At 69.1% G+C, this 20,007-nt stretch carries 25 protein-coding genes and 1 tRNA gene; 16 read left to right on the top strand and 10 right to left on the bottom strand.

The window, feature by feature from the left end:
• The first annotated feature begins 356 nt into the window (after positions 1-356).
• The 4 genes from ACWEVS_RS21725 (at position 357) to ACWEVS_RS21710 (ending at position 3,684) form a co-directional block, all read left to right on the top strand.
• Positions 357-608: a hypothetical protein gene (locus ACWEVS_RS21725; RefSeq protein ID WP_452552994.1), complete on the top strand. Its 252-nt coding sequence runs from the start codon at positions 357-359 to the stop codon at positions 606-608.
• A 171-nt stretch (positions 609-779) separates the two neighbouring features.
• Entirely contained in the window at positions 780-2,288 is a 1,509-nt protein-coding gene (locus ACWEVS_RS21720) for a phage major capsid protein (protein ID WP_452552992.1), read from the top strand.
• Between the two features lie 8 nt (positions 2,289-2,296).
• A complete protein-coding gene (locus ACWEVS_RS21715; protein WP_452552990.1) occupies positions 2,297-2,515 on the top strand; it encodes a hypothetical protein in 219 nt (72 codons plus the stop codon).
• Positions 2,516-2,811: 296 nt separating this feature from the next.
• Entirely contained in the window at positions 2,812-3,684 is an 873-nt protein-coding gene (locus tag ACWEVS_RS21710; protein ID WP_452552988.1) for a hypothetical protein, read from the top strand.
• Here ACWEVS_RS21710 and ACWEVS_RS21705 read toward each other — a convergent pair.
• Positions 3,681-3,929 (bottom strand): hypothetical protein, encoded by a 249-nt coding sequence (locus ACWEVS_RS21705; protein ID WP_452552986.1) that lies wholly within the window; start codon positions 3,927-3,929, stop codon positions 3,681-3,683. The genes ACWEVS_RS21710 and ACWEVS_RS21705 overlap by 4 nt on opposite strands.
• A 94-nt stretch (positions 3,930-4,023) precedes the next feature.
• On the opposite strand from ACWEVS_RS21705, the gene ACWEVS_RS21700 reads away from it, so the two are divergent.
• Positions 4,024-4,272: a GntR family transcriptional regulator gene (locus ACWEVS_RS21700; RefSeq protein ID WP_452552985.1), complete on the top strand. Its 249-nt coding sequence runs from the start codon at positions 4,024-4,026 to the stop codon at positions 4,270-4,272.
• On the opposite strand, the gene ACWEVS_RS21695 is transcribed toward ACWEVS_RS21700, so the two are convergent.
• The 6 genes from ACWEVS_RS21695 to ACWEVS_RS21670 form a co-directional block, all read right to left on the bottom strand.
• Positions 4,269-4,451, bottom strand: coding sequence for a helix-turn-helix domain-containing protein (locus tag ACWEVS_RS21695; RefSeq protein ID WP_452552983.1), 183 nt, complete (start codon positions 4,449-4,451; stop codon positions 4,269-4,271). The two genes, ACWEVS_RS21700 and ACWEVS_RS21695, sit on opposite strands and share 4 nt — an antisense overlap.
• Before the next feature lie 1,467 nt (positions 4,452-5,918).
• Entirely contained in the window at positions 5,919-6,206 is a 288-nt protein-coding gene (locus ACWEVS_RS21690; RefSeq protein WP_452552981.1) for an HNH endonuclease, read from the bottom strand.
• Positions 6,203-6,559, bottom strand: a complete 357-nt coding sequence (locus ACWEVS_RS21685) for a DUF6907 domain-containing protein (RefSeq protein ID WP_452552979.1) — start codon at positions 6,557-6,559, stop codon at positions 6,203-6,205. Before ACWEVS_RS21685 ends, ACWEVS_RS21690 begins: the two co-directional genes overlap by 4 nt.
• Complete coding sequence (locus tag ACWEVS_RS21680) at positions 6,556-6,894, bottom strand: hypothetical protein (RefSeq protein ID WP_452552977.1); 339 nt, start codon at positions 6,892-6,894, stop codon at positions 6,556-6,558. The genes ACWEVS_RS21685 and ACWEVS_RS21680 overlap by 4 nt, the downstream gene beginning before the upstream one ends.
• Complete coding sequence (locus ACWEVS_RS21675) at positions 6,891-7,379, bottom strand: hypothetical protein (protein WP_452552976.1); 489 nt, start codon at positions 7,377-7,379, stop codon at positions 6,891-6,893. Before ACWEVS_RS21675 ends, ACWEVS_RS21680 begins: the two co-directional genes overlap by 4 nt.
• Entirely contained in the window at positions 7,376-7,927 is a 552-nt protein-coding gene (locus tag ACWEVS_RS21670) for a DUF6907 domain-containing protein (protein ID WP_452552974.1), read from the bottom strand. Before ACWEVS_RS21670 ends, ACWEVS_RS21675 begins: the two co-directional genes overlap by 4 nt.
• A 163-nt stretch (positions 7,928-8,090) precedes the next feature.
• On the opposite strand from ACWEVS_RS21670, the gene ACWEVS_RS21665 reads away from it, so the two are divergent.
• Positions 8,091-8,366 carry a hypothetical protein gene (locus ACWEVS_RS21665; protein WP_452552972.1) on the top strand — a complete coding sequence of 92 codons (276 nt, stop codon included), beginning with the start codon at positions 8,091-8,093 and terminating at the stop codon, positions 8,364-8,366.
• Positions 8,367-8,448: 82 nt separating this feature from the next.
• Here the strand turns inward: ACWEVS_RS21665 and ACWEVS_RS21660 are convergent, their stop codons facing one another.
• From ACWEVS_RS21660 to ACWEVS_RS21650, 3 genes are read right to left on the bottom strand one after another with little or no spacing between them, the layout of a single operon-like run.
• Entirely contained in the window at positions 8,449-8,703 is a 255-nt protein-coding gene (locus tag ACWEVS_RS21660; protein WP_354910689.1) for a Smr/MutS family protein, read from the bottom strand.
• On the bottom strand, positions 8,700-9,311 hold the full coding sequence (locus tag ACWEVS_RS21655) for a hypothetical protein (protein WP_452552970.1): 612 nt from the start codon (positions 9,309-9,311) through the stop codon (positions 8,700-8,702). Before ACWEVS_RS21655 ends, ACWEVS_RS21660 begins: the two co-directional genes overlap by 4 nt.
• 33 nt (positions 9,312-9,344) lie before the next feature.
• Complete coding sequence (locus ACWEVS_RS21650) at positions 9,345-9,773, bottom strand: CBS domain-containing protein (RefSeq protein WP_449920737.1); 429 nt, start codon at positions 9,771-9,773, stop codon at positions 9,345-9,347.
• A 147-nt stretch (positions 9,774-9,920) separates the two neighbouring features.
• On the opposite strand from ACWEVS_RS21650, the gene ACWEVS_RS21645 reads away from it, so the two are divergent.
• The 10 genes from ACWEVS_RS21645 (at position 9,921) to ACWEVS_RS21600 (ending at position 20,002) form a co-directional block, all read left to right on the top strand.
• On the top strand, positions 9,921-11,315 hold the full coding sequence (locus tag ACWEVS_RS21645) for an aminopeptidase P family protein (protein ID WP_449920739.1): 1,395 nt from the start codon (positions 9,921-9,923) through the stop codon (positions 11,313-11,315).
• A gap of 68 nt (positions 11,316-11,383) precedes the next feature.
• A tRNA-Met gene (locus ACWEVS_RS21640) sits at positions 11,384-11,457 on the top strand.
• Between the two features lie 230 nt (positions 11,458-11,687).
• Entirely contained in the window at positions 11,688-12,479 is a 792-nt protein-coding gene (locus tag ACWEVS_RS21635) for an MlaE family ABC transporter permease (protein WP_354910679.1), read from the top strand.
• A complete protein-coding gene (locus tag ACWEVS_RS21630) occupies positions 12,479-13,333 on the top strand; it encodes an ABC transporter permease (protein WP_354910676.1) in 855 nt (284 codons plus the stop codon). The genes ACWEVS_RS21635 and ACWEVS_RS21630 overlap by 1 nt, the downstream gene beginning before the upstream one ends.
• A 3-nt stretch (positions 13,334-13,336) precedes the next feature.
• Positions 13,337-14,359 carry an MlaD family protein gene (locus ACWEVS_RS21625; protein ID WP_354910673.1) on the top strand — a complete coding sequence of 341 codons (1,023 nt, stop codon included), beginning with the start codon at positions 13,337-13,339 and terminating at the stop codon, positions 14,357-14,359.
• Position 14,360: 1 nt separating this feature from the next.
• Positions 14,361-15,419: an MCE family protein gene (locus ACWEVS_RS21620; protein WP_449920745.1), complete on the top strand. Its 1,059-nt coding sequence runs from the start codon at positions 14,361-14,363 to the stop codon at positions 15,417-15,419.
• Positions 15,419-16,444 carry an MlaD family protein gene (locus ACWEVS_RS21615; protein ID WP_452552968.1) on the top strand — a complete coding sequence of 342 codons (1,026 nt, stop codon included), beginning with the start codon at positions 15,419-15,421 and terminating at the stop codon, positions 16,442-16,444. Before ACWEVS_RS21620 ends, ACWEVS_RS21615 begins: the two co-directional genes overlap by 1 nt.
• A complete protein-coding gene (locus tag ACWEVS_RS21610) occupies positions 16,441-17,502 on the top strand; it encodes an MCE family protein (RefSeq protein WP_354910667.1) in 1,062 nt (353 codons plus the stop codon). Before ACWEVS_RS21615 ends, ACWEVS_RS21610 begins: the two co-directional genes overlap by 4 nt.
• Positions 17,499-18,527, top strand: a complete 1,029-nt coding sequence (locus ACWEVS_RS21605; protein WP_452552966.1) for an MCE family protein — start codon at positions 17,499-17,501, stop codon at positions 18,525-18,527. The genes ACWEVS_RS21610 and ACWEVS_RS21605 overlap by 4 nt, the downstream gene beginning before the upstream one ends.
• Complete coding sequence (locus ACWEVS_RS21600) at positions 18,524-20,002, top strand: MCE family protein (RefSeq protein WP_452552964.1); 1,479 nt, start codon at positions 18,524-18,526, stop codon at positions 20,000-20,002. Before ACWEVS_RS21605 ends, ACWEVS_RS21600 begins: the two co-directional genes overlap by 4 nt.
• Positions 20,003-20,007: the final 5 nt, after the last annotated feature.

Here is a 20,007-nt window from a genome sequence, read left to right as displayed (position 1 = left end):
CGGCGGGCGGCGCCCCGGGCCGGCGCCCCACGCCCCCACGCGGCGCCCCGGGGCGGCCACCCAGGGCACGCACCACCACGCCACCAGCCAGCACCACCAGCCACGCGCCGCGCCAGCCCCGCCCCCGGGTGCGCGAGCGAGGCGACACCACACCACCGACCGAGTGACACACACAACTCACTCATGACCAGCACAACCAGCAGACAGACAGGGGGACTAGTGATCTTCAGAAAGTCACATATAAGGACCCCGCCCGCAGCCGACTTTTTTTCTGTACAGGACTGGACCTTTTGGCGCCCGACAGTCCAGCGCTGGACTTCACCACAAACAAGTTTTTTTCTCCGAGAGGACATCTCATGATCGACAACAGTGAGTTCGCAGCGATCCACGGTCGTTCTGTCGCCCTCGTCCAGCATCACCGACGCAAGGACTGGCCGGCCGTCGCCGCGCTGCTCGACGAACTCACCACGCCGCAGCTGGCCGGCGCCGCGCTGGCGAGTCTGCTGCAGGTGCTGGACCACTTCCTCGACGTGATCCCGGACGCTGACGAGCACCTGGCGGCGATGTCGCTCGAGTTGGCGCAGCGGAATGTCGGCGGGGAGGGGTAACATGATCTCGACGGATTGCTGTCGGCACGGAGTGGCCGATATCCCGTCTGCACCGTGGTCTCACCCGCGCCGGAGTTGCGCAGGGCAGACGACGTGGAGCGCCGGAGTCGCGTTCCTGGTCGCCGAGACGCCCGGGGTTCTTTCCCGTGCATCGACGACGAAGGGAACGTCGTGAACATCATCGAGCGCCTGAGGAACAAGTCGAATCTCGACTGGAACAGCACTCCGCCCACCGAACTGCTGGAAGCTAAGACGGAGCTGCGCGACATCCGCAACGACGCGTTCAACACCATGAAGCGCATCCGCGAGAACGCCGCCGGCCGGGCCCTGACTCGTGCCCAGGAGACCGACTTCGCCGCCGCCGAAAAGCGGCTCGAGGACGCCGGGCAGCTGCTGGAGAGAGTCGACGACCAGATCGACCGGAACACAATCGACCGCTCCCAGGTCATCCTGGCGGGCCACGACAACAGCCCCCAGTTCATGCGGCACGTCGAGCCGTTCGCCGGCGTCTCCCCGCTCCACGCTCCGCCGCAGGAAGCCCGCGACAGGGCACTGTCCGCGCTCGAACAGCGGCACAAGGACCTCGACATGCCGGCCGCGTCCGTCGACAAGATGGACAGCCTCATCCGGTCCAAGCTGACCGGGCACACCCAGTGCGACGGCGCCCAGATCGCCCGCCGCATGCTGCTCACCGAAAACGACGCCTACCGCAGCGCGTTCATGCGGGTCATCACCGACCCGAAGGCGATCCTCACCGAGGAGGAGGCGCGCGCGCTGCGCGCGTTCGAGGAGTTCCGCGCCATGTCGGGCGGCTCCAACGCGGGCGGCGGCTACGGCGTGCCCGTCCTGATCGACCCCACGTTCATCCTGACCGCGCAGGGCTCGCCGAACGACATCCTCGACCTTGCCCGCGTCGTCACCATCACCACCGACGAATGGAAGGGCGTCTCCACCGCGGGCGTCTCCTGGTCGTTCGACGCCGAAGGCTCTGAGGTGAGCGACGACTCGCCGACCCTCGACCAGCCGACCGTTCCCACGCACACCGCGCGCGGGTTCATCCCGTTCTCCATCGAGATCGGCATGGATTACCCGAACTTCGCCGGCGAAGTCGCGATGCTGCTGCGGGAGGGCTATCTCGAGCTGGTGTCGCAGAAGACGACGCTCGGCACCGGCACCGGCGAGCCGACCGGCATCGTGACCGCGCTCGCCGCCAACGCCGCGGTGCTGGTCACGCCGGGCACTGACGGCGCGTTCGTCGCGGCCGACCTGTACAAGCTGTGGGACGCCCTGCCCATCAAGTACCGCAACCGCGGCGACCGGGTGGCGTGGATCAGCAGCACCGACGTGCAGAACGAGGTCCGCAACTTCGGCACCACGATGGGGTCGAACTTCACCGTCGACCTCACCGACGAGGCGATCCCGCGGCTGTTCGGCCGCCGCTACTTCCTCAACGACTGGATGGCCGACTTCACCGCGGCCACCACGCTGGTGAACCTGCTCATCGTCGGCGACTGGCAGAATTTCCTGGTCGCTCAGCGCGCGGGCATGCAGGTCGAGCTGGTACCGCACCTGGCGGGCGCCAACGGCCGGCCGACCGGCCAGCGCGGTCTGTTCGCGTGGGCCCGGATCGGGTCCGACAGCCTGAACGACCTCGGCTTCCGCATGCTGCAGAACCAGTGAGCCGGGCCGTGACCAGCTACAGGTTCCCCGCCATCGCGGGCAGCGTCCGCTGGGAAGGCTCGGTCGTCCGCCTGGCCTTCACCCAGGTGTGGCCGTCCGACGACCCGTTCGTCGTGGCCAGACCTGACCTGTTCTCACCCGACCCGCACGAGGTCACGCGGACGACGCCGGCTGATGTCGAGGCTGATGCGCCTCGACCGGCTCGGCGTCGTCGCGCCAAGGGCTGACAGACTCGGGGCGGCGTCAAAGGGTGCGCTCACGCATCCCAAGGTCGGGCCATGATGTTTCCTTGCTAGTCCGGTCCTGCGCCGCCCCCAACATCCATCCACATGATTTCAGCGCAAGCTGCCGGCCGGACGCAGTAGGTGTCAGCCGTGTCGACGTGCGGCGCGGCTCGAGCGGGAGGCCCACCCCTCCGCTCACTGAGCGCCTCCCTCGCCCCACTGCGAGGCGTGCAGCCGTAAACCGAACATTGCCCCCGCACGTCTCCTGTTTCTCACCCTCAACTCACAGGAGCGTCAGCGTGGACGCGCAAGAGATTCACGACCTGACCAAGGCCGTACTCAAGGAAGCCAAGTTCGTCGTGCACGAGAACGACAACAACATCCCGACCCCGGCGCCCTTCCCTGGGGACGCATGCCTGTTCCTCCAGCAGGGGCAAGTGCGTCTCTACCTGCTCGCCCCCACCAAGCAGAGAGATCGCGCCGCCAGAGCAGCAGCCACGGCACTCGCCACCGAACGACTTCGTGCAGTCGGCGTCACAGCCTCGGCTACGGCCGATTCTCAGACGATTGACGTGCTGTTCCAGGCGACGGGCCAGGTCGTCCAGGGGCGAGACCCCGCTATCGGTCCGTTCTCGGAAGGCTGGGGTGACCAGTACCGGCGCATGGTCCGCAGCTTCAACCGTCTCCTCCAGGCGGCCGGACCATCCACGATGGACTCCGCCGAGGCGCGCGACTTCCTCTTCCACTTCTTTCAGGACGCCTACCACCTCAAGGAGTGGATCAAGAACGATCCCGATCCCGCGTGCGCACAGGCCAAGCGCGAGGTAGAAGACATCTTCGACAAGGTCAAGGGAGTTCCAGCACTGCAGGTGGCAGCCGACCTGTGCAACGGGCTTAAGCATCTGCGGCTCACCGCATCGAAGACCGGCGACAAGAAGACGACCTTCAATCGACAGCACGTCTCTAAGGAAATGCCGGTGTTTGTGACGAGCTGGTTCGACACGCCAGCGCGACCATATGTCGGCGACAGCGACGCGGCGGTCGGCTCGCACCGGTGGGAGGTCGTTTCCAACGGCAAGGAGCGGGACGCGATCAGTCTGGCGGACGAGGTCGTCGCCGAGTGGCAGCGCTGGCTGGAGGCGAAGTCGTTGCTGTCGTCTCCGCCGAGCTAACCGTTCGTAGGCCGGTGTGCGCCGTTGCCGATGTCGTACAGGCCCGGGACCTTCGGGCACTGCGCGGCCGGTACGTCGCCCTGGCCGTAGACGGCCAGCCACAGCCAACCGCCGTACACGGAGTAGACGCGCATGAGGGGCGCGTCGCATTCGCCACACACGATCTGGTCTTCCTTGCCGAGGGAGGCGGAGATGCGCTCTTGCATGGCGCGAATGAGGGCTGGGTCGTCGCTGCTGGTAGCCATGCGAGGAAGATACGTTCAACTCGTACAGCACGTATATCCTGTTTAATACGGACCGTCTGCGCAGGTCAAACAGGTTGTCCGTAACGTCGAGCACATGACTGTCGACCAGCTCGACCCGACGCCCCTGCATGAGCAGCTGGCCGCGATCCTGCGCGACCAGATCAAGGCCGGCGAGTTCCAGCCGCGCCAGATGCTCCCGTCCGAGACGCATCTCCAGCAGGAGCACGGTGTGTCGCGCGGCACCGTACGGCGGGCGATGGCCACGCTCGCCGAGGAAGGGTGGACGGTCACCGTTCAGGGCCGCGGCTCATTCGTCGCCCCTGAGGAGTCGTGGCCGGCCTAGACGCGCCGGCGCTTCTGCACGAAGGACTCAAGGTCGATGCGCGCGACACGGGTTTTCGCCTTCCTGGACCGCCGCGGCGCAACGTCGACGACGGGGAGGTCGCCCGCCTCGATCAGGCGGTAGACGCTCCTCTCGCACAGGCGGAGCTCATAGGCGACTTCGGCGATCGTGAGCAGCATCGGCTGGGGGCGGTCCATGAATCTGTTCGTCCCCGGAACGTGGAGTGGCGGGCCGCGCTACCGGTAGCGGCAGCGCTACCTCAGCCGCTACCACCATGGCCAGGCGGAACGGGCGAAGGTAGCGGGTAGCGGCCGCGGCTCGCAGCCCGCGAAACACGCCAAAATCTGGGGTGCGAGGGCAGTCGCCGCCGCTACCGCGAGGCCGCTAGAAGCCACGTCACAGGCCGTTCGCGGTGCCGCTAGGCCTAGCGTTAGTTACGCGAGGCCTCGCGGCCTCCTAGCGCCTCCTGGAGGCTTCCGGGACGCCCGATCTAACTCGGCTAACCCACCTAACTTTGCTAACTTCCCGCAGGTCCGCCCACGGTTACGGCGCCCGCGGGCGCGAGTTAGGAATCTAACCCGGTTAGGTGCTCGCGACGCCCCGAGCTAACTCGGAATCGCCCCCCGGCAACGCGCCGGTGACCCTTCCGACCCTCTCCAGAAGCGCTCTCGGGGCACCTTTCGCGGGCATGTGTTGCCGCCCGGCAGGCGTCGTTTTCCCAGGCCAACCCGGCAACGGGTGCGGTAACGGCGGCGTTGCCGCCTCCACCCCCGTCTAGCCCGTCTAGGAACGCCTTTCCCCAGGTCGTGAGCCCCTAGAAATCTAGAGGCGGCGTCTAGGTCCTAGACCCTCCACGCCTAGTCCTAGAGGCCTCATAGAGGGGTTCCTAGACCCCGACTCCGCCCCAGTCGGGGGCAGAGGGAGTCGGGGGTCAGCCTGCGAGACGGCTTTTCAGCGCGTTTCAGGGCCCGTCCGGGAGGCGCCTCCCTGCCTCCCTGCCTCCCTGAGAGGGCGATCCACGCAGGTCAGGGCCAGGGATGCGGCGAGGGAGGCGGTCAGGGAGTTCTCCCTGCCTCCCTGACCGCGGGAACCTTGCCTCCCTGCCTGCGGGACACCTCGACGAAGGTGTCCCAGCCGGCCCGGAGACGGAGCGCGAGGGTGTACCGGGGCTGTACTGGCGGTGTACCGGCCGGGCGCGTTTTCCCTGTACGGACGGTGTACCGGGGGTGTACTGAGCCGCGGCGGTAGCCGGCCGGGTTGGCGGCGTGTTTCACCACGGCGCGACGTGCTGGAACGGAGCCTCGACGAAACCCCGATCGAAACCGCGGACGAAACATCAGCCGCCGGTACGGCACCAGTTCCCGGACAGTTCCACAACGGTTCCCGAACCGGGTCTCGGCGTACCGGCGGCAGGAAACGGCCGTGGAACTGGCACGGAAACAGAAACCGCCGCTTCACCTGCAAGCATGCGACCCGAGGCGACGAGTCGCGCGGACAGTCGCCGGCCGCCGTGTACCGTCCGCGAGAAAGGCGCAGGACTCCCGGAAACGCGACCGCCCCCGGAACCGGTAGGAGACGGTTCCAGGGGCGAGTGTGATGTACCCGGCGGGTACGCCGACCGGCGAACGGCCAGCACACGCCAGGTATCAGGCGGGTACGGCCGCCAGCAGCAGCCACACCAGCGGCCACGGCAGCATGTCAGCCTTCGCCTGGTTGCACGGCTCGCAGGCGAGCACCAGATTGGATCGGCTGTACCGGCGCCACAGCCAGTACGGCAAGTAGTGGTCGAACGTCGCCACGGTCGGATCGCTGTACGGCGTCCCACAGTAGAAGCAGCGGGACCCGTGCCGGGCAGCAAGGACGTGCTTCAACGCCCGCCCCTGCTCGCCCTTGAGGTACGACGGCCGCTTCCTCGACCGGCCGGCCGACCTCACGCCGCACCCCCACGCAGCAGCTCGGCGGCGTCGACCAGCGCCAGGCCGACCTCCCGCACGCCGCGCGGGTCCAGCTTCGTGATGGCGTGCCCGAGCGCCGCGGCGGTGGGCTCGTCGAGCTCGTGCCGGCTGTTGGTCTCCTCGCCCACGATCGATGCGGCCTCGTCGGTCACCCACACCTGGACGACCGGCGGCAGGTCGCCGCGCTGCAGGAGGTTCACCTCCACAGTCACTGTGGAGAACGGCGGGCCCGAGATGGCGTCGAGGTTGCGGACGTGGACGTCGGGCGCGGGGTGCCGGCGCGTGCACCAGGCGGGGCAGGTCCCGGTCTTCTCGCCGTGCCGTGCGCTCATAGCGCGCCCCCGTTCCCGGAGCGGGCCAGGGCGACCAGGGCGAGGACGCGTCGGGCGTGCGTCTCCGCCTCGTCGAGCGAGACGTCGCACCGCTCCGGCCACCACAGGCGGCGCCCCAACTCGGTGTGCTCGTCGACGAGGTAGACGTCGTCAGCGTGCATACCCCGCGGGTGGGAGTGGCAGATCCCGAGCTTGTCGTCGGTGGGGATGTGATGGACGCACCAGGGGGCGCAGCCGGGCCCGCCGGCGGCGGCCTGGGCGGCGGCGATGTCCTCTTCGCGCTCCCGGTCAATCTGGGCGCGGGTGGGCGGCAGGTGAAGGATCTCGGCGCTCATCGGGAACCGCCCTTGCAGATACGGCAGCCCAGATCCGAGCAGCCGCCCTCGACGTTCTCCAGCGCGAGCGGGGCCGGGCTGTTGGGGGTGGCGCGGCCACGACCGAGCGCGATCTGACGCATCAGCGCGGCGGCCAGCTGCTCGGCCTCGTCGAGGGTGAGGGTGGCGTCGGTGTCGTGGTAGATGCTGACACCGATACCCGTGTCGGGGTGGTAGCTGAGCCCGACGTGCCCGGGGTCGCCGTACTTGCCGCCAGGGGTGGGCAGGTCCGCGGAGAAGCACAGTTCGTCGTCGAGCTCGTCGTGACGGACGCACCACGGGTGGCAGGAGCGCTCGGCCTCGCGCTGCGCCTTCTCGTGCGCGGCGATGGCGCCCGTCTGAGCGATGACCGTGTCGAACGCCTGGAAGATGGCGGTCTGCGCGGCGAGCACCTTGTTGTAGGCGTCCTGCAGCTGCTTGAGGGTGACGGTGGCGTTGGTGCTCATCGGCCGGACCGCCCCATCTTGTCGAGCTGCGCGAGACGGAGCGCGAGCGCCTGGCCCATGCTGAGCGTCATGACGGCTTCCCAGTGCGGGGACGACATGAGGATGGTCGGCTCACCCTCGTTCGGCGACTGCTCCAGGCCGACATGCATACCCTCGAGGTGAAGGTCGCCCTTCTCGATGCGGTAGATGCCGAGTGGCGCGTCGTCGCTGTAGTGCGAGCTGGTGGGGTCGTCGTGGTCGCTGACGCACCATGCCGGGCACTCCGCGGACCTGGCCGCGCGGGCGATCTGCACCTGGTTGAGGATCTGGTGGGCCAGCATCTCGGCGTCGTCGAGCGTCATCTCAGCGTCGCTTGGGCGGATGATGGCGAGCCGGTGCCCGACCTCCGGGTCATGGCTGAGGCTGGCGAACGCAGGCCGGCCGTCAGCCTGCTTGCCGGGGATGGGGGTGTCGGGGCCGAAGCACAGGTTGTCTTCGTCGACGTGGTTGACGCACCACGACTTGCAGTTGGTGGCCGTCTTGTTCTGGGACGTGACACGATAAGCCACGGGTCTCCTCCTGGTGTACTCAGGACGGTGATCAAGGGCCTGTCAGGTGTTCCACCACCTGGCGGGCCCGCTTGCTTTTGACTGTACCTAGACTAGGTGCACCTGTAAAGAGGGAAGGTGCACCCTATTTAGGTGCGCACCGAACACGAGTACACTGCCCCACATGAGTGACCTTATGGAGCGCCGACCTGTCGCTGTGAGCGACGTGGCGAGCCTGCTCGGCGTGAGCATCAACACCGTTAACGCATGGCGCAAACGCGCCGCCGGCGCCAAGCAGGTCGAGCCCTTTCCACCCGCAGTAGGCAAGGTGGCCGGCATCGACTACTGGTGGGAAGACGAAGTCTTGGCGTGGGCTCGTCGGACGGGTCGCGTTAAGGCCGCGTCCGACGAACCAAGCGCAGGGCACAGAGAGGGCACATCAACGTCTGCTGAGACGTGATTTGGTGTGACGCCACGTTAGCCATAATCCCAGCTCAGAAAGGCTTTGGATCACGTTCTGCCAGGTGGAGCCTTCGGGGGGCTCACTTGTGGCGGAAGTACACGAAGAGCCGCCCGTGGTTCTTGGCGTCCTTGTCGATGCGGTGGTAGAGCGCCTTGATCTCCTTCTGGTCGAGGAAGCGCAGCACCTTCTTCTTGAGCTGCCCGCTGCCCTTGCCCGGGATGATCTCGACCTCGGTGGCCCGCTTGCGGATGGCCTCGTCGATGATGCCCCGCAGCGCCCTGTCGATCTGGTCGCCCTTGTTGTAGATGTCGTGCAGGTCGAGCTTGAGTTTCACAGTTTCACCCATGGTCCACAGCCCCCGCTCTGGAAGGCCTTGTCGGTCGCCTCGATGGTGACGGTCGCGGGCCCGCTGGGCATCCCGCTGGTGATCACGTCGCCGGGATCGCCCCCCGTGCCCTTCAACCGGGCCCAGTAGCACAACGGCTGGCCGGCGGCGGGGCCTTCCGTCTTGTAAGTGCCTGGCTGGATGTCGGTGCCGACCACCTGGATGCCGCTGCCCAGCGGCAGCCCCGCCGAGGGCCCCGCCGAGGGCACGGACGAGGGCACGGACGATCCCCCGGAGGGGACCGCGGCGGGCGGCCGGCTCGGCGCCGGACCGCCGGTGGCCGGGCCCGTGGCGGTGCCTCCCGTGGGCGCTCCCGTCGGTGCCGTCGGTGCCGTGCCGATCCCGCCCGTCGGCGTCTCCGACGGGCTCTCCGACGGGCTCTCCATGGTCACGGTCATCTCCGGCGCCGAGTACGGCGGCGCCGCGGCGGGCTCCGACGATCCGAGGCCCGCGAAAAAGCCGATGAGGAAGCCGAGGATCCCGGTCAGCCCCGAGGCGAGCAGGATCAACGTCGGGCTGCTCGAGGCGCGTGGTGGCGGGGGGTGGCCGTACGTCACGGGGACAAGCGTGCCATGTCCCCCCGCCTCCGGTCAGCGGTGCAGGTAGTCGACGAGCGAGGCCTTCTCCGTCTCGAGCTGCTCGATGGTGCTCTTGACCACGTCTCCGATGCTCACGATGCCGACCAGGCGTCCCGCGTCGATCACGGGCACGTGCCTGATGCGGTGGGTGGTCATCGTCCTGCGCAGTTCGTCGACGTTGGCGTCGATCTGGCAGGTGCGCACCTCGGCCGTCATGATGTCCGAGACAGGGGCGTCGAGGACCTCGGGGCCCCTGTCGTTGAGCCTGCGCACGACGTCACGTTCGGACACGATCCCGGTGATCACCGAGTCGTCCCCGCACACGACGACGGCGCCGATGTTGTAGTCGGCAAGCCTGGTCAGCAATTCTCGCACCGTGGTGTCCGGGCGCACCGTCACCACGTCTGATCCCTTGCCCCGCAAGATCGTTCCGATGAGCATGGACCACCACCTCGGCTGTAGGTACCCCTGACTCTCCCCTGGGCTCACTCGGACCAATCACGAGCGACATTGTTTTTGCCGTTAAGGTGCAGGGGGGCGCGAGCGTCGTACCATGTGAAATATCACCTCCTACCCCAGGGATCAGCATTGTCCGAGAAGCTGAACACCGGCAGCCACGACCTGCCCATCACCGACGAGCTGGCCGCCTTCATGGAGACGGGCTGGGCGGACACCCGGCAGACCGGCCTCGAGCCGCTTCCCGTCGCGCCCTGGACGGCCAAGCGGCGCGCCGCGCTGGCCGCCCGGTTCCCGGGCGAACGGCTGATCATCCCTTCCGGCTCGCTGAAGGTGCGCAGCAACGACAGCGACTACCGGTTCAGGACGCACAGCGCCTTCGCCTACCTGACCGGCGACACCGAGCCCGACGACGTGCTGGTGATCGAGCCGACCGGCGAGGCCGTGCTCTACCTGCGCCCCCGCTCGCCGCGGGCGGGCAGCCAGGAGTTCTACCGCGACCGGCGCTTCGGCGAGTTCTGGGTGGGCCGCCGCCCCGACCTGGGCGAGGCCCAGGACCTGTACCAGGTGGCGACCGCGCACATCGGCGAGCTGTCGCTGGGCGGGACCGCGCGGGTGCTGCGCGGCGTCGACGCGAGCGTGGACGCGAGGGTCGCGCCGGGCGAGGGTGACGCGGAGCTGGAGTCCTTCCTGTCGGAGATGCGGCTGCTCAAGGACGAGTGGGAGGTCGCCGAGCTGCAGTTCGCGGTCGACGCGACCACCCGCGGGTTCGAGGACGTGGTGCGGGCCGTACCGGCGGCCCTGGGTCAGGTGCGCGGCGAGCGGTACCTGGAGGGTGTCTTCGGCCTGCGCTCGCGCCTGGAGGGCAACGCCGTCGGCTACGACAGCATCGTCGCCTCCGGCGCGCACGCCAACGTGCTGCACTGGATCCGCAACGACGGCAGGCTGGACGAGCGCGACCTGCTGCTGCTGGACGCCGGCATCGAGACAGACTCGCTCTACACCGCCGACATCACCAGGACGCTGCCGCTGTCCGGGCGCTTCTCCCCGGTCCAGCGACAGGTGTACGAGCTGGTGTACGAGGCGCAGAGCGCGGCCATCGCCACCCTCAGGCCGGGCGCGCGCTTCCGCGACTTCCACCTGGCGGCCATGCGCGTCATCTGCGAGGGCCTGCACGACTGGGGGGTGCTGAAGGACTCGCCGGACCGGCTCTTGGAGAGCGGCCTGTACCGCCGCTACACGGTCTGCAGCAGCGGCCACATGCTCGGCCTCGACGTCCACGACTGCGCCAAGGCCAGGGCCGAGAGCTACCTGGACGGCGTGCTGGAGGAGGGCCAGGTCCTCACCGTGGAGCCCGGTCTCTACCTGCAGGCCGACGACCTGACGCTGCCGGAGGAGTTCCGCGGCATCGGGGTGCGGATCGAGGACGACCTGGTCGTCACCGCCGACGGCGCCAGGCTGATGTCGGCGGGGCTGCCCCGTCACCCGGACGAGGTGGAGGGCTGGATGGCGACCCTGCTGGGCTGAGCGCGGCCGCGCACCCAGACAAACGTGCCCGAGCACTCCCGCCGAGCTGCTAGTCTTATGCATGTCGACGCGGGGTAGAGCAGCTCGGTAGCTCGTTGGGCTCATAACCCAAAGGTCGCAGGTTCAAATCCTGTCCCCGCTACTTCGGAAAGGCCCGGCCGTGTATCACGGCCGGGCCTTTCGCTTTGCTCCGGCCCGCGTGTTCCCGCGGCGGTGGACGCCCGAAGGTCACAGAGCCGTCACTTTTCGTGGCGGGCTGACAACCTGTGAGCTGCGTCTCATACCTTTTCCTCAAATTCCCAGGGAACCATCGACTTACTGGACTACCCGTCAGTAAGGTGACTGATCCATAGTCGAGCCCCCGAGGTGGTCATGGCGCTGACCGGGTACGTCGGCCGCAAGGCCGCGAGCGTGCTGGGCCAGGTGGGCGAGCTGTTCGTGATCGCCCTGGAGGGCCTGCGCCGTACCTGGGACGTCAAGGCCTGGTGGTGGGAGTTCGTCACCCAGTGCTGGTTCCTGGCCAGGGTGACCAGCGTGCCCGTGCTGCTGGTCTCGCTCCCCCTGGGCGCCACCGTGGCGCTGCAGGTGGGCGAGCTGGCCTGGCAGTTAGGCGCCTCCTCGGCCACCGGCAGCGCGGTCTTCGTCGGCCTGGTGCGCGAGGTGGCCCCCATGGCCAGCGCGCTGCTGATCGCCGGCGCCGGAGGCAGCGCGATGACCTCCGACATCGGCGCCCGCCACATCCGCGACGAGCTGGCCGCGATGGAGGTCATGGCGGTCAACCCGATCCACCGCCTGGTCACCCCGCGCATGTGGGCGGCCAGCACGGTCGCGGTGTGCCTGGCCCCGCTGGTGATCGTGGCGGGCGCGGCCGGCGGCTACTTCTTCAACGTGGTCGTCCAGGGCGTCACCCCCGGCGCCTACTTCGACGGGGCGCTGTCGCTGGTGGTCCCGACCGACCTGGTGGTGACCCTGTTCAAGGCGTGGGTGTTCGGCTTCGTCGCCGCCGCGGTGTCCTGCTACATGGGCATGACCTGCGCCACCAGCCCCGTCGGCGTGGGCCGCGCGGTCAACAGGGCCACCGTCGTCACCTTCATGCTGGTCTTCGCGATGAACTACGTGATCACCGCGATCTACTTCCTCGCCTTCCCCCCGAAGGTGCTGTGATGGTCACCCGTACGGCGGGCCTGCGCCTGGCGGCAGCCGGCCGCGAGGCGGGCGAGCGCTTCGCGCGCCTGGCCGACTGGCCGCTGTTCGTCTGGAAGGTGCTCTTCTACTCCGTCCGCGACGTGATCCTGCGCCTGAAGTACTTCAAGGTCGTCATGCGCCAGGTCAGCGACGTGGTCGTGGGTGTCGGCGCGACGGTCGTCGGCGGCGGCATGATCTTCGTGGTGTTCACGATGGCCTTCGTCGTGGGGGCGACCGTGGGTCTGCAGGGCTACCAGGGCCTGCAGGCGATCGGCGCCGAGTCGTTCATGGGCCTGGTCGGCAGCTTCGCCAACGTCCGCGAGATCACCCCGATCATCGCGGCGGTGGCGCTGGCGGCGCAGGTCGGCTCGTCGTTCACCGCCGAGCTCGGCGCGATGCGGATCTCGGAGGAGATCGACGCGCTCGAGGTGATGGGCATCAACGCCTTCACCTATCTCATCTGCACCCGGGTCGTCGCGGCGCTGGTCGCGCTGCTTCCGATCTACCTGATCGCGCTGTTCGCCAGCTTCTTCGCCACCCGGCTGATGTGCACGGTGCTGTTCGGGATGGCGCCGGGCGTCTACGACTACTACTTCTACATCGGCCTGCCGGTCAGCGACATCGTCTACAGCGTGATCAAGGTCGCCGTCTTCGCGTTCGTGGTCATCGTCATCCACTGCTACTACGGCTTCTACGCCACCGGCGGCCCGGTCGGCGTGGGCGTGGCCGCGGGACGCGCCATCCGCCAGTCGATCGTCACGATCGTCCTGCTCAACCTGCTGCTGTCGTTCCTGTTCTGGGGGGACGGCAGCGGCGTGAAGCTGACGGGGTGAGCCATGGGCCGTCACGAGCTGTCCCTGCCCGCCCGCATGGCCGTGGCGCTGGTCGTGGTCGTGGTCCTGGTCGCGACGGGCTTCTTCCTCGTGCGCGGCGTCACCGAGATCAGCGGCACCAAGGTCCAGGCGGTCTTCGACCGCGCGGGGCAGGGCATGGACACCAACTCCCCCGTCAAGATCCGCGGCATCACCGTGGGCGACGTGACCGCGGTCGACCTGAACGCCAAGGGCCAGGCCGTCGTCACCATGCACATCCAGCCCGGCGTCCGGCTGCCGCAGACGACCGCCGCCTCCATCGAGCCGAGCTCGGTCTTCGGCCCCAAGTTCGTCGACCTGCGGCTCGGCTCCGGTGAGGCGCGCGGCCCCTACCTGGGGGCCGGCGCCGTGATCACCGACACGGAGGGTCCACTCGACCTGTCCGACTCGCTCGGCGACGCCTACCGGGGCCTGGACGCGGTGGACCCGCGCGAGGTCACGGTCATCGTGCACACGATCGCCAAGGGCCTGGAGGGCAAGGGCGGCAAGATGCGCGAGCTCGTCGACGACGCGGGCACCGTGGTCGGCGTCGCGCACCGGCACCGCGAGCGGGCCAGGCGCTTCCTCGGCGACGCGGCCGCGCTGTCGGCCACGCTCGCCGACAAGGGCGACGAGATCGTCGCGATCGGCGCCGACGTCAACACCATCACCCCCGGCCTGCTGGAGCGGGCCGAGAAGGTGCGCGTCCTGCTCGACCAGATCTCCGACGTCTCCGCGCTCGGCGCCCACGGCCTGCGCAAGCACCGGCGGAACCTGCGCGAGGGCGTGCACTCCGCCGAGCGGGTGACCGCGCTCATCTACGCCCAGCTCGGCCTGGCGGGTGACGGGGTGCGCGGCATCACGACGCTGGTCGACCTGCTCAACAAGCTCATCGAGGCGCCCGGCCCCGACGGGAACCGCCAGCTCCAGGTGGAGGCGTTCGTCGCCACCGACATCTGCGAGCTGATCGTCGGCTCCTGCGGTCCGACGGACGGGAGGAAGCGCTGAGATGGCCGTCTCCAGGGAACGCGTCGTGCGCCGCTGGACGCTCCTGCGCTTCGGCCTGTTCTTCGCCGTCACCGTCTCGCTGATCGCCGTGCTCGCCGTACAGATCGCCCGGGTCAGCACGGACGCCGGATACCCGCTGGTCGCCACCTTCGACGACGTCTCGGGGCTGCTGGTGGGCGACCAGGTCAAGATCGCGGGCGCGCCGGTCGGCCAGGTGCGCTCCATCCGGGTCGTCGACGGCAGGGCGGAGGTGACGCTGGAGGTGCAGGAGGCGGTGCGGATCCCCTCCGACAGCGAGGCGGCCATCAGGTGGCGCAACGCCGTCGGGCAGCGCGTGGTCTACCTCGTCCCCGGCACCGCCCCCGACCGGCTCGCGCCGGGCGCCCGCATCGCGCGCACCGCCTCCGTCGTGGACATCGGCGAGCTGGTCAGCGACCTCGGCCCGCTCACCAGGAGCCTGGACGCCGAGCAGATCAACCAGCTGCTCACCGCCGCCGGCAAGGCCCTGGAGGGCAACCACGAGAACATCCCCCGCCTGCTCGACAACGTCAACGACATCACCGGCACGGTCAACCAGCGCAAGGAGCTCATCCGGCAGCTGTTGAAGGACTACGCCACCGTCACGGGCGTGGTGGCCAGGCGCGACCGGCAGATCTCCCGCCTGGTCGACAACCTGGTGACGCTGTCGGAGTCGTTCGCCGACAACCGCAGGCTGATCGACGAGTCCCTGGTGGAGCTGTCGACCACCTTCCGCGTCTCCAACGAGGTGCTCGGCAAGAACGCCGAGGAGCTCGGCGCGGTCACCGACAGCCTGGCCCGGCTCACCTCCGGCATCCGGCGCAACGTGAACAAGGTCGACAGGACGGTGAACACCATCCGGCCGCTGTTCAGCCGCGCCTACGCCAGCGTCAACCGCGGCCACTACTTCATCTCGGCGGTCCCGTGCGTGGCTCTCGGGCCCCAGCCGTGTCCCTATCCCATGGAGTCGCCGCCCCCGCTGCGGGAGAGCCTGAGGATCCAGAGCTCCAAGGACCTGCGCAGGCTCATGGTGGGTGGGTGATGGCGCTGAAATCGTTCCGCGACCGCAACAGGATCGCGGTGGGGCTCGTCTCGCTCGGCGTGCTCGTCTCGCTGTTCGTCGGCACGTTCCTGGTCGGCACGCTCGGCCTGCTCGAGGGCGGCTACTACATGTCGGGGATCTTCGTCGACTCCGGCGGGCTGAAGACGGGCAACGACGTGCGGGTGGCGGGCGTGCGCGTGGGCGAGGTGACCGAGGTGCGCCCCGACTACGGACAGGGTCACGTGGTGGTCACCTGGAAGGTCGACAGCGAGGTACGGCTCGGCAGGAACGCCCGGGCCGACATCACGCTGTCCAACCTGCTGGGCGGGCGTTACGTGAAGCTGACCGGGCCGGTGGCCGCGCCGTACCTGGACCAGCTGCCCGAGGGGCAGCGGACCATCCCGGTCGAGCGCACCGGCACCCCCGTCCTGGTCAACGACGCGCTCAAGGACGCCACCAGGCTGGTGAAACGGCTCGACACCGAGGCGGTCGACAAGCTGCTCACCGAGCTGGGCAAGGTGGCCCTGGCCAAGCGGGGACGGGTGACGCGCCTGCTGAAGAACATCGGCGACCTGTCGGACACGATCAGCAGGAGCCAGCCCGACCTGCAGCGCCTGCTCGACAACGGCACCAAGATCATGGACGTCCTGGAGAAGAAGGACAAGCAGATCGGGCGGCTCATCGACGCGATCGAGGTCATGCTGGACGAGCTGCGGGCGCGCAGGGCCGAGCTGCGCACGCTCCTGGGCGACGGCAGCGACCTGGTCGCCGGCACCACCAAGCTGATCGTCGAGCACGAGAAGAGCCTGGTGGACACCCTCGACAACACCAGCGCGATCACCACGAAGCTGACCGGGAGCAGGAAGGAGTTCAACTCCGTGCTGGGGTGGGCCGGCCCGACGTTCGCGGGGCTGTCGACGATGGGCGGGCAGGGGCCGTGGATCGAGGCCATCGCCACCGGGCTGGGACCGATCAACCCCGAGGTGCTGGCCGCGATCGCCAAGGACAGGAAGAACGACCGATGAGCCCCGGCACGCGGCGGCGCCCGCGCACCCTCGCCCGGCGCGGCATGGCGATGCTCGTCATGGCCGTCCTGCTCGCCGCCACCGGCGGCTGCTCGCTGCTCGGCCCCGCGCCCTACCACCTCACCGCGATCTTCGCCAAGGCTCCGAGCCTCTACGAGCAGGCCAGGGTCAAGGTCATGGGGCTGGACGCCGGCACCGTGGAGAAGATCACCATCGAGGGCGACAAGGTCAGGGTGGACATGTCGGTCTACCCCGAGATCCCGCTGCCGGACGACGTGAAGGCCGTCGTCGCCCCGCAGAACACCCTGGGCGAACGCAACGTCGTCCTGTACCCGCCGTGGAAGCCCGGCAAGCCGAAGATCGCCCCCGGCGCGGTCATCCCGCTCGGGCGCACCGACCTGCCCGTGGAGATCGACGACGCCCTCGACGCCTTCACCAAGCTGACCGAGGCCCTCGACTCCGACAAGCTCGGCGACGTGGCCGGCGACCTGGCCGACGGCGTACGGGGCCGCGGCAAGACCATCAACAACGCGCTGGCCGACACCGCGAAGCTGACCGGCACGCTCGCCGCCCAGGACAAGCAGCTCATCGACCTGGCCAAGGGCCTGAACAGGCTGGCCACCAGCCTCAACGAGCGGGAGGGCCAGGTCACCAAGACCATCGACGCCTTCGCCGAGGCCAGCGCCACGCTGGCGGAGGAGCGCCGGCGGCTGCGCGGGTTCGTCGCCGGCATGGCCGAGTTCGTACGGCGGGGCGACGTGCTCATCGAGGCCTACCAGGAGCGCCTGCCCCAGGGCGTCGCCACGCTGTCGGAGATGGTGCTCACCGTGCGCGCCAACAGCGAGCAGCTCGCCCAGGCCATCAAGGGCGCCGCCGACTTCGCCGACGTGGTCGTCGACGCCTGGGACAAGGAGCAGCACGTCCTCAAGATCCGCGTCGTGCTCAACGCGATGACCAGGGCGTGGCTGGCGCCCCTGTTCGAGTCGCTCAACCTGCCCAGGATGAGCTGCCTGCCGGGCGGCCTGAGCAACTGCCCCTACGAGCGAGGGAGCCGATGAGAGTCAGACACGCCGCGCTCGCCCTGGCCCTGACCACCTCGGGTTGCACGCTGCAGACGGTCGGCGCGACGCAGGGCGAGCTGACGCTGTCGGCGACCTTCTCCGACGTGCAGAGCCTGGTGGTCGGCCACAGCGTGCAGATCTCCGACGTCAGGGTCGGCACGGTCACCGACGTCCGGCTCGACGGCTACCGGGCCAGGGTGACGATGGCCATCCAGGAGGACAAACGGGTCCCCACCGGGACCAGCGCCACGGTGGCCAAGACCTCGATCCTCGGCGAGAACTACGTGCTGCTCACCCTGCCCAAGGGCAGGACCATGGCCACCGGGCCCTTCCTGCCCAGCGGCGCGACGATCACCGACACCAGCGTCGAGCCCGACATCGAGCAGGTCACCGCCAAGGCGGGCCCGCTGATCGAGGCGCTCGGCGCGCAGGACGTCAACGCCGTCCTCGACGCCGCCGCCACCGCCTTCGACGGCAAGGGCGACGACCTCAACCGGCTGATCAGGCAGACCGCGCAGGTCACCGACAGCTACGCGGCCGCCAGGACCGAGATCGCGGCCACGATCGAGGGGCTGGCCGCGCTCGGCGACCAGCTCGCCAAGGGCAGCAAGGAGCTCGACCGGCTGCCCGGCACGCTCGCCGCCGCCACCGACCGGGTCAAGCACGGCCGCAAGCACATCAAGAAGGCGATCGTCGCGCTGACGAAACTGGCGAAGGAGGCCAATGTCACGGTCTACCCGCGCCACGCCGCCCGGCTGCGTACGCTGCTGCGGGAGGTGGACGCCATCAGCGCGTCGATGCTGCGCGGCAAGGAGGACCTCAAGACGCTGGTCACCAGGATGCAGGCCTACATCGACCTCCCGCCGATCACCGTCAACGGCCAGGTGCTCATCTACATCTGGCTGAAGGGCCTGCTGCTGCCGAAGAACAAGGGCGTCATCCCGAACCGGCCCGACGTCGACCCCGGCCCGCAGCCCAACCGCAAGGACGACTTCCGGCTGCTGTGGGAGCCGCCGCGATGAGACCCCGCATCTACCTCAACCTGGGCTTCTTCGCGCTGCTCGGCGTCGTGATGACGGTCTGGGCGTTCAGCACGATCATCAAGCTCGACGTGATCACCCAGCCGTACCGGATCACCGCCGAGTTCGTCTCCTCCCCCGGCCTGGTGCGCGGCTTCGACGTCGCCTACCTGGGCGTCCGCGTCGGCAAGATCGGCGACGTACGGCTCGCGCCCGGCAAGATCGTCGTGGGGCTCGACATCGACAGGGAGATCAGGCTGCCCAGAGCCAGCACCGCCGAGGTGCGGCGCAAGTCGGCCATCGGCGAGCCGTACGTGGAGCTGACCCCGCCCGAGACCGGCGTGAACGGGCCCTCGTTCGCGCCGGGCGACGTGATCCCGGTGCGCAGGACGAGCGTGCCGCTCGACTACAAGGAGCTGTTCGAAGGCGTGGGCAAGCTGCTCAACGCGGTCCCCGCCAAGGACGCCAAGACGGTCACCCACGAGCTGGCGGTGGCCCTGGACGGCCGCGCGCCCGCGATCAGGAGCATCATCGACGACGCCCACGGGCTGACCGACACCCTCGCCGACAACTCCAGGACCCTCGACGAGCTGGCCGTCCAGCTCACCCGGCTGACCGGCACCCTGGCCGGCCGCAGGGAGAAGCTTGCCTCGGGCATCTCCGACCTGGCGACCGTGACCGGCTCGCTGCGCGAGTCGCGCAAGGACCTGCACGCCTTCCTCGACCACGGGCCCGGCGTGTTCGGGCAGATCGACACCCTCATCAGGACGGCCAGGCCCGGCCTGTCGTGCACGCTCACCGCCGCGGGCCTGCCGCACCGGCCGGCCTTCTCCGCCGCGACCGAACGCGACGTCCACCACCTGCTCAGCGTCGTGCCGACCGCGCTCAGCCTGACCGACGACATCAGCGACAAGCGCCCGGACGGCACCGTGTACGGCAGGACGACGTTCATCTTCAGCGTCCCCGGCGGCCCGCAGCCCGCCGAGGAGTACGAGAAACCGATCGGGCCGCCGAGGATGGCGCCGCTGCTGGAGTGCCCGAAGCACGCGCCGGTCACCACGGTCGACTTCACGGCGGACCGGGGCCCGCACGAGGACGAGGACGCCCCGACGACCGCACCGGAGACCGGCACCGCCCCGCAGGAGTCCGCACCCGACACCGAGCCCGCCGACACCCCGGCCGGCACCCCGGCCGACACCCCGGCCGACACGGACGCCACGACGGGCGCGGACAAGACCGGCGCCGACGCCAGTCCCGGCACCGACGGCGATACCGGATCGGATGGCGACGCCGGTGAGGCTCTGCCGCGGGACGCCGACCCGGCCGCCTCGGCCGCCGAGGGCGCGGCACCCACGGCTGCCGCCTCCCAGAACCTCGCACCGCTCGTCGTCGCGATCCTGCTGGCCCTCGTCGTCTGCGGCGGGGTGCTGGGCTGGATCGCGGTGGGACGGTCCTCTCGCCGCCGCGGAACGGAGTGACGACA

This window comes from Nonomuraea sp. NPDC003754 (assembly GCF_053605785.1).
The sequence above is the reverse complement of the archived record's forward strand: the minus strand, read 5'-3'. Positions and strand labels throughout refer to the sequence as shown.